The following is a 13,730-nucleotide window of genomic DNA, read 5'->3' as shown; positions in this document are numbered from 1 at the left end:
TAAGTTTGTGATATGCTGATAGTATGGATTTACAAGCTACTACGCAAACACCTATTTCTAATGTGTTGATACCAACTGTAATTGAACAAGACGGTCGGTTTGAGCGTGCATACGATATCTACTCTCGGCTATTAAAAGACCGGATTATATTTTTAGGCGATCAGGTAAACATGCATACGGCAAACATAATTGTGGCGCAAATGCTGTTCTTAGAGCAGCAGGATCCAGATAAAGACATCCACTTCTATATAAATAGTCCTGGCGGAATGGTTTATGCCGGACTGGCTATATATGACACCATGCAATTTATCAAACCAGATGTTCAAACCTACGGTATTGGAATGGCTATGAGCATGGGTTCGGTGCTACTGGCCGCGGGAGCCAAAGGCAAGCGCCATGCCTTGCCAAACGCCAAAGTAATGATCCACCAGCCTAGTGGTGGTGCTACAGGTAAAATCTCCGATATGGAAATCGGTCTGGAAGAAGGCCTGAAGATTAAAAATACACTTGCCGAAATTATGAGCAAACACACCGGTAAACCGATTAAACAGATTCAAAAAGATTGGGATCGAGATCGCTTTCTTACAGCAGTCGAAGCCAAAGAATACGGTATCGTCGACACGGTTATCGCAAGCCGTTAAAAACATATTCGGACGAACGTAGATAATTACACAACGTATTTGCTTGACTAATGTTCAGACATCTATCAAACTCAACTCCAAGAAGTAGAGTAATTCAAGCCTTGCTTGCGTGTGCCTAAAACATGCATCTCTAGCTTGCAACAGATAACTTCGGCGCCAAAACTACAACAATTAATCTCGAAGTGGGTTTTTTGTTGTCAGTAACATTTATAACTCTAAACCTAAATTAAGGAGCATCGGTAATTAATGGCTAAAGCAACAACCGCCAATAAAACCGCTAGCAATGCTAGTGCTCAAACAAACACCCGGGTTTCATACGGTGCACCAAGTATGATCAACCTTCCAAATCTTATTAACCATCAAAATAATTCGTTCCAGTGGTTTGTCGAGGAAGGCTTAGGCGAACTCTTTGCCGAGCTTGACGTAATCGAAGACTACACTGGCGAAAAACTTAATCTACGTTTTAAGAGTTATCGGTTCGACGAACCTAAAATGACCGACAAGCAAGCTCGAGACAATAACAGTAGTTATGAAGCCTCGCTTAAAGCTGTAGTCGAACTAACCAACAAGGTTACAGGCGAAGTAAAAGAGCAAGAAATCTATATGGGTGACTATCCATGGATGACTCAACGGGGAACTTTTGTTGTCAATGGTGCCGAACGTGTAGTTGTTAGCCAGCTAGTCCGAAGCCCTGGTGTCTTCTTCTCGGGTAATCGAGTTGGCAGTACCAACTATTATGGTGCAAAGGTTATTCCGGGACGAGGTGCATGGTTAGAATTTGAAACCGCCAACAACAACGCAATTTTCGTTAAGATCGATCGTCGTCGTAAAGTTGCTGTTACGACACTGCTACGTGCCCTAGGTATGTCTGATGCAGACATGAAAGAGGCTTTTAAGCACGTTAACCAGGGTACGATTGATTATCTAGAGTCAACACTCGAAAAAGATGTCGCTCGTGGTGCCAACGAATCGTTAATTGAAGTGTACCGACGCCTCCGTCCAGGTGATCTTGCGACTATCGAGAATGCTCGAGGTATGCTCGAATCGATGTTCTTTAGCCCTAAACGGTTTGATTTTAGCCGTGTGGGTCGCTACAAAGTTAATAAGCGTTTAAATCTAGAAGTTTCAAATACATCCGAAAATCGTATTCTTCGTATGGAAGATCTAATTGCAATCATCGCCGAAGTTATTAGATTGAACAATACCCAAGAGCATGCCGACGATATCGATAGCTTGTCGAATCGACGCATTAAAATGGTTGGCGAACTAGTCCAGCGACAGTTTCGAGTTGGATTATTGCGCATGGAACGCAACACGAAAGATCGCATGTCTATGTGCGAAATCGAAACTGTTACACCTGGTCAATTAGTCAACGCTCGACCAGTAGTGGCTGCAGTGCGAGAATTCTTCGCAAGTTCGCAGTTGTCGCAGTTCATGGATCAAGTCAACCCACTGTCTGAGCTTGCACACAAGCGACGATTGAGTTCAATGGGCCCAGGCGGCTTAAGCCGTGAACGCGCTGGTTTTGAGGTGCGTGACGCCCACACTACTCACTACGGTCGTATCTGCCCAGTCGAAACACCAGAAGGTCCAAACATTGGTTTGGTATTGAATATGGCTATGTATGCCCGAGCAAACGAATACGGATTCTTAGAAACGCCATACATTAAAGTAATTAGCAATGTTACCCCCAAAGAAGCAGTTGGTAAAACCGCCCGTGTCAATCTAGAAGACGAAAAAGGTAAAGTAATCGTTAAAGCTGGTGCAAAAATCACCGGTGCCGATGCAAAACAACTCGAAACTGTTAAATCACAGAAAACTTGGCCTATCGTACCAGTCGTAACTCAAGAAGTTGAGTATCTAGACGCCGACCGCGAACTCGAGTCGGTAATTGCCGGTGCAGGTAGTGATTTTGACGAAGATGGTCATTTTATCTCGAGCCGTGTAAGCGGACGTAAAGCCGGAGTTGCTGGAGAGTACGATATCGAAGAAATTACTCACCTCGACGCAGCCAGGGATCAGATTGTTGGTACCAGCGCTGGTCTAATTCCGTTTATTGAGAAAGACTACGTGTTGCGTAGCTTGACTGGCTCAAACCAAGCTCGTCAGGCCGTACCTCTAATCAAACCAAAAGCAGCGATTGTTGGCTCTGGTCTGGAACACGAAATTGCCCAAAACTCAGGCCAAGTTATCTATGCCGAAGCCGCTGGTGTGGTTAGTAAGTCGACTGCCGATGAAGTAGTGGTTGAATATAAAGACCGCAAAGCTCATTACTACCCAGAACACTTTATTCGTAGCAACGACAGTACGGCTATGACTCAACGAGTAGTTGTTAACAATGGCCAAAAAGTTAGTGCCGGAGATGTCCTGATCGAAGGTACCTCGATTAGCGAAGGTGAACTTGCCTTAGGCAAAGATGCCTTGATTGCATTCATGCCTTGGAGCGGCTATAACTTCGAAGACGCTATCATTATTTCCGATAGGTTAGTTCAACAAGACGAATTGACCAGCGTAAATATTACAGATCACATGGTCGAAGTTCGTGAAACAAAGCTTGGTCCTGAGGTAATTACACGCGACATACCAAATGTTTCAGAAGATGCATTACGTCACCTCGACGAAGACGGTATTGTTAGAATTGGTGCCGAAGTTCACGCCGGCGACATTCTTGTCGGTAAAATTACTCCAAAAGGTGAACAAGAACTATCTAGCGAAGAGAGATTGCTGCGGGCCATATTTGGCGAAAAAGCCAAAGATGTTCGCGATACAAGCCGACGTATGCCAACCGGTAAACACGGTAAAGTAGTTGGAATCCGAATCTTTAGTAAAGAACATGGTCACGAACTAAAAGCTGGCGTTCTGATGCAAATTCAAGTGTTTGTGGCCCAGATGCGTAAAGTCCAGATTGGCGACAAATTGGCTGGTCGACATGGTAACAAGGGTGTGATTGCTCGAGTCCTGCCACAAGCCGATATGCCATTTAGTGAAGATGGAACACCAGTCGATATCTTACTAAACCCGCTCGGCGTGCCTTCACGTATGAACATCGGACAGCTATTCGAAGCTCACTTGGGTATGGCAGCACACGCCTTAGGTATTCATGTTAGCTCGCCAGCCTTTAACGGCGTAAGCAACCAAAAGGTTCGAGAACTACTCAAAGAAGCAGGACTACCTGATGATGGCAAACAACAACTCTACGACGGACGCACCGGAGTGCCGTTTAAAGAGCGCACAACCGTTGGTATCATGCATATATTCAAGCTAAACCACATGGTTAACGATAAGATCCATGCTCGTAGCACAGGTCCATACACCATGGTCACCCAACAGCCACTCGGCGGTAAAGCCCAAAATGGTGGTCAGCGCTTTGGAGAAATGGAAGTTTGGGCTCTAGAGGCTTATGGTGCCGCGAATACACTACAAGAAATGCTTACCCTCAAGTCAGACGATGTCTTTGGTCGGGCTAAAGCCTACGAAGCTATCATTAAGAGTACCGATATCGTTGGACCAAAAGTCCCAGAAAGCTTTAACGTTTTGGTTAAAGAACTTCAAGGTCTAGGTTTGAAGGTCGATTTAGTCGATGCCGAAACTAACCACCAAATCGATGCCGAAGACATTCTCGAAGAACACATCGAAGAAATGGCCGAGGAAAAAATCGAGGTTGAGGTGCCCGAAGACAAAAATAGTAGTCTCGACCTAACCGAAGAAATGGTTAGTGAAGAGTTTTCTGAAGAGTCGGAGATTAGCGACGACAATCTCGAAGACCCAGACGACATTTTGTATGAGAATGATGAACTAATAGATGAAAGTGAGGAGGCGTAAAATGAGAAACGTTACGCAAGGCACAAGTTTTTCCGACTTCGACGCCGTCCGCTTAGCAGTTGCTAGTGCAAACAACATCTTAGACTGGTCGCATGGCGAGGTGCTTAAACCTGAAACCATCAACTACCGGACCCAAAAACCAGAAAAGGATGGTCTATTCTGCGAAAAGATTTTTGGACCAGTTAAAGATATCAATCCAAACGACAGCAAATACAAAGGCATCCGTTCACGTGAAGCAGCTGTCGATAAAAACGGCGAACTAGTCACAAAGTCGATTGTCCGTCGCGAACGAATGGGGCATATTACTTTAGCTGCACCAGTTACACATATCTGGTTCTTGCGAGGTACGCCAAGTGCGATTGGTCAAATCACCAATATGACAGTTAAAAACTTAGAGCGAATTGTTTATTTTGCCTCATATTTGATCTTAAAAGTCGATCTGGAAAAGCGCGATTCTATGTTGGCCGACGTAGAAGCCGAGTACGAAGCCGCCCAAGCTGCTGTTAAAATTCGCTACGAAAAAGCTGCCGAAGCCGAAGACGCAGACGTGAAGGCATTAGCCGAAGCCCGCACCAAAGAGCTCGACGAGTTAGCCGAAAACTTCGAAGTTGCTCGCGAACAGCTAAACAGCTTGCAGCTTCACGCAATGATCAACGAGACTGATTATCGCAAATTACCAGACGAGTATGCCGAGCTAATCGAAGTTTCTATGGGTGGCGAAGCCATAAAAGGACTGCTTGAAAGTATTGATGTTGATCAACTGATTACAGATTTAAGTGCCGAAGCCGAAACCACAAAAGGCCAACGCAAGAAAAAGATTCTTAAGCGACTCCGAACACTCGAGAGTATGAAACGCGCTGGTATTTCCCCTGTCGACATGTGCTTAACAGTTTTGCCAGTCATCCCACCCGATCTACGTCCGATGGTTCAACTAACCGGTGGACGATTTGCCACCAGTGACCTTAACGATCTTTACCGCCGCGTAATTAACCGTAACAATCGTCTCAAGAAACTCAACGAGCTTAAGGCCCCAGAAGTTATTCGTCGCAACGAAATGCGTATGCTTCAGGAAGCAGTCGATGCATTGATCGACAACAACGCTTCGCGAGCTGGACGCTCGGTTAGCACCAACGGTCAGCGCCGTAAGCTCAAGAGTTTAGCCGACCTACTTAAAGGTAAACAAGGTCGTTTCCGCCAAAACTTACTCGGTAAGCGTGTTGACTACTCTGGTCGTTCAGTAATTGTAGCTGGCCCAGAACTGCGTATGGATGAATGCGGTCTGCCTAAGATGATGGCCCTAGAACTCTTCAAGCCATTTGTAATCGGTCGATTGATCGAACTAGAGCAAGCGCACAACATTCGGAGTGCAACTCGAATGATTGAATCAGGCGAAACCGAAGTTTGGGACGCCCTAGACGCCGTAATCGAAGGCAAATATGTACTGCTTAACCGCGCACCGAGCTTGCACCGTTTGAGTGTCCAGGCTTTCCGGCCTCGTTTGGTCGAAGGTAAAGCCGTTCAGCTCCATCCGCTAGTCTGCAAAGGCTTCAACGCTGACTTCGATGGTGACCAGATGGCTGTTCACCTACCACTATCCGACGCTGCCCAGAAAGAAGCCCGTGAGTTAATGGTTGCTAGCAAGAACTTGCTTCACCCAGCCGACAGCTCACCAATCTTACACATCGAACAAGATATCGTTCTAGGCGCATATTACATGACCTACGATAAATATCCTGAACATAAGCGACGTGCTTACTCGAGTATCGAAGAAGCAATTTTTGCCAGAGATCAAGAAATAATCCAATGGCAGTCGCCAATTACTATACGATTCCGTGGTCAAGTTCATGAAACTACACTTGGTCGGGTGCTGTTCAACGAGCTATTCCCAGAAGATTTCCCATATCAAAATGAGGTGATGAACAAGAAGAACATCCAGAAAGTTATGGCACTTGTTTACGATATGTATGGCTCTGAAACTACTGCAAAAATTGCCGACGATCTAAAAAACATGGCATTTGAATATGCCACTCGCTCCGGACTATCGATGGGTATGGGCGACTTCCCAGAAATCGAAGGTGTCGACGCAAAACTAAAAGAAGGTGCCGAGAAAACAGCCAAAATTTCCGAACAGTACGAACATGGCTTCATTACCGACGACGAACGCTATCGCTTAACGGTTGATAACTGGTTTGATATCAACAACCAGATTCAAGCAATCGTGACCGAACAGTTCAGTAAGACAGATACAGCTATGTCTGTGGCTGTATTATCTGGTGCTCGTGGTAACGCTGGACAGGTAAAATCGGTCGCCGGCTCTGTTGGCGTGCTTGCAGATACTACTGGCCGAGCCATTGAGCTGCCTGTTAATGGCAACTTCTTACATGGTTTGCCAACATTGGAATATTTCATTTCAACACGTGGTGCACGTAAGACACTGGTTGATATCGCCCTACGTACCGCAGACTCAGGCTACCTGACACGCCGTCTAGTCGACGTTAGCCAGGATGTCTTTACAATCGAAGACGACAGCCTTGACGACAAAGGTTTCCCAATGTACCGCTCAGACTCCGAAGACATAGGTATTATGTTCGGTAGTCGATTAGTTGGCCGTTACCTTGCCGAAGACGTTAAAGGTCATGGCAAGCATGGTGATCTAGTAACAAAAGAAATGGCCGATGCCATCCACGAAGATGAAAATATCAAGACTGTTAGAATTCAGAGCGTACTTTCGACTCCAAATCTAAATGGAATCCCTGCAAAAAGCTATGGAATCGACCCAGCAACCGGTCACTTAGTAGCGATTAATCACCCTGTAGGTGTGATTGCCGCCCAGAGTATTGGTGAGCCAGGTACACAGCTGTCTCTAGACTCTAAACACACCGGTGGTGCAGCTAGCATATCCGATGAAACTTCGACTGGACTAAATCGTGTCGAAGAGTTGTTTGAAGCCCGCGCACCAAAAGGTATGGCTTACTTAAGTCAGGTTTCGGGTAAGGTAAAAGTCTGGGAAGATGGCGATCATTATGTAGTCCAGGTGACTGGCGCAGATGTTCAACCAGTCGAGGTCGCTTTAGAAGGTCGAAAAGCTCAAGTTGCTAGTGGTAGCACCGTACTAGCTGGTGATGTCATCGCTAGTGATAAAAAAGGCGAGCGACCATTAACTGCACCTGCCAGCGGATTGGTCGAAGTAGCCAAAGACAAACTGATTCTTACTCCAAGCACCGAAAGCACTGCCCGCTATGAAATCCCAGGATTCAAGCAGGTACTAGTAAGCGAAGGTGACTCTGTAGAGGCTGGTGATCGACTGACTAGCGGTTCGATTAATCTCCAAGAATTAATGGCGCTTAAAGGTGTCGAGGCCACTCAACGCTATATCTTGACCGAAATTAGTCGTGTGTTTGCACTCCAAGGTCGACACGTATCCGATAAACATTTAGAGGTAGTTATCCGCCAAATGTTTAGCCGAGTTCAGATCGAAGAAGCCGGTGACACAGAGTTTGTAAATGGTGATATTGTCAGCAAAGCTGCGGTTGTAGCAGCCAATGCCGAACTAGTCGCGCACAACAAGCAGCCAGCTCAGTTTAACCAGTTACTGCTTGGAATTACTAAGGTTAGTACTTGGAGCGACAGCTTCTTATCGGCAGCTAGTTTCCAAGACACAACTAGAGTTCTGATTAGCGCAGCTACAAGTGGCAAGATTGACCACCTAAGAGGCTTAAAAGAAAACGTGATTTTGGGACGTAAAATACCAGTTGGAACAGGTGTTCAGCCCGAAGAGTCTGAATTAGAGTTTGCCAATATGACAGAGGTTGACAATGCATAGTCTCAATGTTAAGATAGGCAATCGAATGACAATCAAACAAATTAAGCAGGAGACATATTAGCGTGCCTACGATCAATCAGTTAGTTCGAAAGCCAAGAAAGGCCACTAAAGCTAAGTCAAAATCACCCGCACTTCATCGGGTTACCAACAGTTTAACAACAACTGTTTACGAAAAGTCGGCACCATTCAAACGAGGTGTTTGCGTAAAAGTAACTACAAAAACTCCTAAAAAACCAAACTCAGCCCTCCGCAAAGTTGCCCGAGTCCGACTAGTCAATGGTCACGAAGTCTGGGCCTACATCCCTGGCGAAGGCCACAACCTACAAGAGCACGCCGTAGTGATGATCCGTGGTGGTCGTGTGCCAGATTTGCCGGGTGTCCGCTACCACGTTGTGCGTGGTCACCTAGATCTTCAGGGTGTTTCCGATCGTAAAAGTGCTCGTAGTAAATACGGCGCCAAGAAAGCCTAGATGTCGCGCGAATCCGGACCAATTGCAGTCACAAACGCTAATACAGCCTATTTACTTGGGGTTTGCCCGGATACCGGAGAACAGTGCTCTTTCGCACCGACTATTTCCGCCGAAGCCAAGCAGCAACTCGCTAACACATTGTATGTCGACACCAGAAGGGGAGTTAGTGCCCTAAGGTGCTCCGGCATCTGTCAGCTAAAAGTGGTCGAAGCAAGGTTAGCAGAGCGCACTACCCAGATTGATCCAGAGACAGCAGCTTAGAGACTGACGTTTGAGCTTAACCGCTCTTACGCTAGGGTCTAAGCCTAGACATAACTTCAGTAGTTCTAGTGTAGAACTCAGAATTGTCGAATCTAGAGCCTAGATAATCTATTCGATCATAGATCCCAGATCTTTGATTATAGAGAAATCATTAATAACCATCATTTCTTGATGTAAAGTGATGCATTTGAGCCAAGGGTAATTTGTATGGATCACGAGCACAGATTCGGATGCGTACAAGTAGTACGTAGAAGTAAATCTTGCCGCAGAGATACAACGAATTACCGCTCTCAAATTCTTCACGCAAATAAAGGAAGTTTCCATGCCAAGAAAAGTAACTAAAAGCCTAGTCCGAGATATCAAACCAGATCGAATGTACGAATCTGTGTTGGTTCAAAGATTAATTAACAAAGTTATGTTGCACGGTAAAAAGCAGTTAGCCGAAAAGCTAGTTTACGAAGCTATGGAGCAGGCTGCCAAAACATTAAAAGAAAAAGATCCTCTCGAAGTCTTGATCAAAGCTCTCGACAACGTTAAGCCAAGTCTCGAGACTCGGTCACGTCGAGTCGGTGGTGCCAACTACCAGATACCTTTTGAGGTAAAGGGCCAACGTCAAACTCACCTAACCCTAATGTGGTTCGTCGCTGCTGCACGCGGTCGCAAAGGAATCCCGATGGCTAAGCGCTTGAGCCTAGAAATCGTTGATGCTTTCAACAATACTGGTACAGCCGTCAAGAAAAAAGAAGACACTCATAAGATGGCCGAAAGCAACCGCGCCTTCGCTCATTTTGCAAGGTCGTAATGGCCAAAAGAGTATCAGACAGACTGACCAATATTGGTGAAGTATTTTTCGCGGCACCAAAGCAAACCGTAGGTGAATCTGCAACCGATATCTACTTTAGGCTAGCTAGAGAATTGGTCGAAAAAAGCCTGTGTGCGTACAACCCTTTCACTGGCGAAGTAGTTGATGATCCGACCGATAATGATGGTCGTGAAAGGCTAATATACGCCATCGGCTACCATGCGTGCAGTCGAGATTTTCAGCAAGGCATACAAACTCACCTTAACCTGCTCAAGACTGGAAACTTTGCATTTTTAGGTAAAGATGCGTATGACCCACTACTTAGATGCCCGAATAGGCCAAATTTTGTCTGTCCGGCGAGAGTGGCAACCAGCCGAGTTTTTACATTGGCCGACTTTAGAGAAGGCGAAACATATGGATTTTCGGAACAACTTGCACGTGATGGTCGAGTTCGGGCGCAAGCTATCATGCACGGCAATACAAGCGCCGCTAGGCTGCATCCAGAGCTCTGTGCTGAAAGAAGCTTATACGCAGAAACTTGCCAGCAAGTAAGTGCGCTCCAAAACCAACCGACTGTCCCCCGAGGTATTCGCAGTGTCGTGGTAAAAATAAGATCTGTATTTAATAAAGCCTAATTAAGTTTAACTATTGCTAAACTTGCAATCTAGCTGATATATTATTTACGATATGAATATAGGTGAAGCACCGACTCCGAAAGCAATGCGCGATGTTCTGACTAAAATAAAGTTATTAGCGTGTGTTGGTTGTAAGTTACCTCAAGTTTACGAGGCAGCTATCGCAGTTCAGGAATCTGAAAGAGTCGAACAGTTGCTTTCTCCTGAAACACTAGCACGGCGAAAACACGCACTCATGCTCGAACTCGAAACATCTTTAAACGGGCTCAAAAACACTACCTGCAATCGTCAGAATCAGTCGAATCCACCAGAGTTAGGTTATGGGACATTCTGCAATCTGCCAACCGGTAGAATACTTTCTCTGGCAATAGGTGATACAGAAAGCCTTAACGATGATATGCGCTTGATTGTCCGTAGACCTGTAACTGGTTTTAAGTCTTAACTTATTGCTAACAATAGTGTAAGATAATCTAGAAACGCCTTGTAGGTATTGCTCCTCTTGGCTAAAAACAAGTAACATAATAGGGAAGACATCTTAAATATCATGGCTCAACAAAAATATCAGCTCCAAGACGTCCGCAACGTTGGCATTATTGCCCATATCGACGCCGGTAAAACCACCACTACAGAAGGCATTTTGCACCGTACAGGCTTAAAGCATAAGATTGGTGCCGTCCACGAAGGTGAAACCACTACCGACTGGATGGAGCAAGAACGCGAACGTGGAATCACGATTACTTCGGCTGCGGTCACCTGCTACTGGAAAGGTAAGAAGATTAACATTATCGATACGCCAGGCCATATCGACTTTACAGTCGAAGTTGAGCGCTCGTTGCGAGTGCTAGATGGTGCTGTAGTTGTATTTGATGGCAAAATGGGTGTCGAAGCTCAGACAGAAACAGTTTGGAGACAGGCGAACAAATATAACGTACCGCGAGTCTGTTTTATTAACAAAATCAACCAAACTGGTGGTGATTTCTATAAAAGCCTTGAGAGCATGCACGCACGTCTAAGCAAAGCAATTTTCCCTGTTCATTTGCCTATTGGCTTTGAGCAAAGTATCAACGGTGTGGTCGATTTAATCACTATGAAGGCTTATACCTATAAGGAGTTCGCCGACAAAGAACTTATCGAAGCCGAAGTGCCTGCCGATATGGTCGACGAGGCTAAAAAATATCGTAGCTTACTGATCGAAAATGCCGTAGCCGAAGACGAAGCCATGCTCGAACGCTACCTAGAAGTAGGCGAAGAGGGCTTGAACGAAGCCGAGATCAAACAAGCTATCCGTACAGCTACTTTGAGTGGCCAGTTTTATGTTGCCACTGGTGGTGACGGCCGCGGTGTAATCGTCGAAAAAGTCCTCGACCTAATGACCGACTACCTACCAAGCCCGATCGATCGTGGCTCAAACTGGGGTACTCACCCAAAAACAGGCGAAGAGATCGAGCGCAAGCCGAGCGATGACGAACCTTTTGCCGGCCTAGCCTTTAAAATTGCCACCGACCCATTTGTAGGTAAATTGATATTTGTGCGAGTTTATTCTGGTGTCTTAAAGAGCGGCAGTTATGTAATCAATAACGCTACTGGCGAGAAAGAGCGTGTTGGCCGTATCGTACGCATGTTTGCCGACAAACGCGAAGATCTCGAAGAAGTTACGGCTGGCGACATTGCGGCTATCGTTGGTTTAAAAAACACGACTACAGGTAACACATTAACAGACGTAAATCATACAATTGTACTCGAAAGCATTGAGTTCCCAGAACCACCTGTAAGTATTGCGATTGAGCCTGCTACCAAAGCCGATCAAGAAAAAATGAGTAATGCCTTGCAGCGACTTGCCGAAGAAGATCCGACTTTCCGTGTTAGTGTCGATGATGAAACAAACCAGACAATTATAAGTGGAATGGGTGAGCTACATCTAGAAATTCTGGTCGATCGGATGAAACGCGAGTTTGGGGTGGTGGCCAATATCGGTCAGCCACAGGTTGCTTACCGTGAAACTATCAAAAAGAGTGGTTCAGAAGCCCAAGGCAAGTTCGTCCGTCAGTCTGGTGGGCGTGGTCAATATGGTGATGTCTGGATAAGACTCGATGCCCAAGAAGCTGGTGCAGGTTTTGAGTTTGTTGATGCCATCAAAGGCGGTGTAGTTCCAAATGAATACATAAGTGCAGTTAAAGCCGGTGTGCAAGAAGCCATGACTAGTGGTGTAGTTGCTGGCTACCCAATGGTCGACATTAAGGCGACTCTTTACGATGGTTCTTACCACGAAGTCGACTCGAGCGAAATGGCCTTTAAGATCGCCGGTAGCATGGGCTTTCAGGCGGCGGCTAAACTAGCCAATCCAATCTTGCTCGAACCAATTATGAAAGTCGAAGTAGTAACACCCGAAGAGTTTATGGGTGATGTGATTGGTGATATTAATAGCCGTCGTGGTCGTGTCGAAGCCATGGACGACCGGTTTGGGGCCAAGGTTGTTGATGCCTATGTGCCGCTTGCCGAAATGTTTGGCTACACAACCGACTTACGTTCGATGACTCAAGGTCGCGCAGCTAGCAGCATGGAACTTCACAACTACCAAGAGGTCCCCGGCAATGTTGCCGAAGCGATTGTTGCTAAAAATTCACGCAAAAATTAGTATTGACTAATACTCGGGGGTAGTGTATAATAGTTTTTGTTCAATCGATTTATTGATTGAACGTACTTAACAATCAACACAGTATAACCAGACTGTGCATTGCGTATAGTGGTCTATTTTGTTAATCTAGAACATTTTACGCTCTGCACAGTGACAGGTCATCACTGTGTTTGGCAAGCACCGACACTAAAAGTTCTCTCAGGCGAGTTGTGACCAGGGCTAGACCAGTCCGGATTGCTCCTCGTTTGTTAGAGCCAGAGGTAAAAGTTCCGTCTGAAAATCGCATCCTAACGGATGGGTGTGTAAGTCTGTCTCGGAATGTTGGTGTAATGATGCATCTGGCGTGAGGCCGCTAGATGTTGTTCGGTTAGGGCTCACCTTGCCGTCAGGCACACGTATAAAACGTGGAAGTAGTCATGCCTCTGCGCCGCACTGGATCCGAATCTGGTGTGGATCGCAATATGTCGTACCGCTGCTGGCGAAGCGGCACGCAGAATGTGGTTGTTCGGACGACCCAAATTGCGTGAGAAGGACAAGATAGAACCCGTCTGAAGACGAATAGCCGAGGTCGGAAAAACTTGGTGAAACCGTGTGACTTCAGCAAGTGAACCATCAACGTTGACAATTGGAAAACGACAAGC

General features: G+C 45.9%; 9 protein-coding genes. All 9 read left to right on the top strand.

What is annotated here, in order from left to right; genetic code table 11:
• Positions 1 to 23 precede the first annotated feature (23 nt).
• The 9 genes from H6798_03480 (at position 24) to fusA (ending at position 13,089) form a co-directional block, all read left to right on the top strand.
• On the top strand, positions 24 to 641 hold the full coding sequence (locus H6798_03480) for an ATP-dependent Clp protease proteolytic subunit (protein ID MCB9821571.1): 618 nt from the start codon (positions 24 to 26) through the stop codon (positions 639 to 641).
• A gap of 246 nt (positions 642 to 887) precedes the next feature.
• Entirely contained in the window at positions 888 to 4,463 is a 3,576-nt protein-coding gene (locus H6798_03475; GenBank protein MCB9821570.1) for a DNA-directed RNA polymerase subunit beta, read from the top strand.
• Between the two features lies 1 nt (position 4,464).
• The gene (gene rpoC / locus H6798_03470) at positions 4,465 to 8,286 is read left to right on the top strand and encodes a DNA-directed RNA polymerase subunit beta' (protein ID MCB9821569.1); all 3,822 of its coding nucleotides are present in this window, start codon (positions 4,465 to 4,467) and stop codon (positions 8,284 to 8,286) included.
• Between the two features lie 62 nt (positions 8,287 to 8,348).
• Positions 8,349 to 8,756: a 30S ribosomal protein S12 gene (gene rpsL, locus H6798_03465; GenBank protein MCB9821568.1), complete on the top strand. Its 408-nt coding sequence runs from the start codon at positions 8,349 to 8,351 to the stop codon at positions 8,754 to 8,756.
• Entirely contained in the window at positions 8,757 to 9,017 is a 261-nt protein-coding gene (locus H6798_03460; protein ID MCB9821567.1) for a hypothetical protein, read from the top strand.
• A 322-nt stretch (positions 9,018 to 9,339) separates the two neighbouring features.
• Positions 9,340 to 9,819, top strand: coding sequence for a 30S ribosomal protein S7 (gene rpsG / locus H6798_03455; protein MCB9821566.1), 480 nt, complete (start codon positions 9,340 to 9,342; stop codon positions 9,817 to 9,819).
• Positions 9,819 to 10,454, top strand: coding sequence for a hypothetical protein (locus H6798_03450; protein ID MCB9821565.1), 636 nt, complete (start codon positions 9,819 to 9,821; stop codon positions 10,452 to 10,454). The genes rpsG and H6798_03450 overlap by 1 nt, the downstream gene beginning before the upstream one ends.
• Before the next feature lie 52 nt (positions 10,455 to 10,506).
• Positions 10,507 to 10,896 (top strand): hypothetical protein, encoded by a 390-nt coding sequence (locus tag H6798_03445; protein ID MCB9821564.1) that lies wholly within the window; start codon positions 10,507 to 10,509, stop codon positions 10,894 to 10,896.
• Positions 10,897 to 10,998: 102 nt separating this feature from the next.
• Positions 10,999 to 13,089, top strand: coding sequence for an elongation factor G (gene fusA, locus H6798_03440; protein ID MCB9821563.1), 2,091 nt, complete (start codon positions 10,999 to 11,001; stop codon positions 13,087 to 13,089).
• Positions 13,090 to 13,730 lie beyond the last annotated feature (641 nt).

This window comes from Candidatus Nomurabacteria bacterium (assembly GCA_020631905.1).
In the GTDB taxonomy this organism is placed as follows: Bacteria; Patescibacteriota; Saccharimonadia; order Saccharimonadales; family VXPC01; genus JACKGQ01.
This window is presented reverse-complemented; position numbering and strand designations above follow the sequence as displayed.

Coding starts and splice junctions, on each gene's coding strand:
- H6798_03480 (MCB9821571.1), top strand. CDS start 24: ATGGATTTACAAGCTACTACGCAAACACCTATTTCTAATGTGTTGATA.
- H6798_03475 (MCB9821570.1), top strand. CDS start 888: ATGGCTAAAGCAACAACCGCCAATAAAACCGCTAGCAATGCTAGTGCT.
- rpoC (MCB9821569.1), top strand. CDS start 4,465: ATGAGAAACGTTACGCAAGGCACAAGTTTTTCCGACTTCGACGCCGTC.
- H6798_03460 (MCB9821567.1), top strand. CDS start 8,757: ATGTCGCGCGAATCCGGACCAATTGCAGTCACAAACGCTAATACAGCC.
- rpsG (MCB9821566.1), top strand. CDS start 9,340: ATGCCAAGAAAAGTAACTAAAAGCCTAGTCCGAGATATCAAACCAGAT.
- H6798_03450 (MCB9821565.1), top strand. CDS start 9,819: ATGGCCAAAAGAGTATCAGACAGACTGACCAATATTGGTGAAGTATTT.
- H6798_03445 (MCB9821564.1), top strand. CDS start 10,507: ATGAATATAGGTGAAGCACCGACTCCGAAAGCAATGCGCGATGTTCTG.
- fusA (MCB9821563.1), top strand. CDS start 10,999: ATGGCTCAACAAAAATATCAGCTCCAAGACGTCCGCAACGTTGGCATT.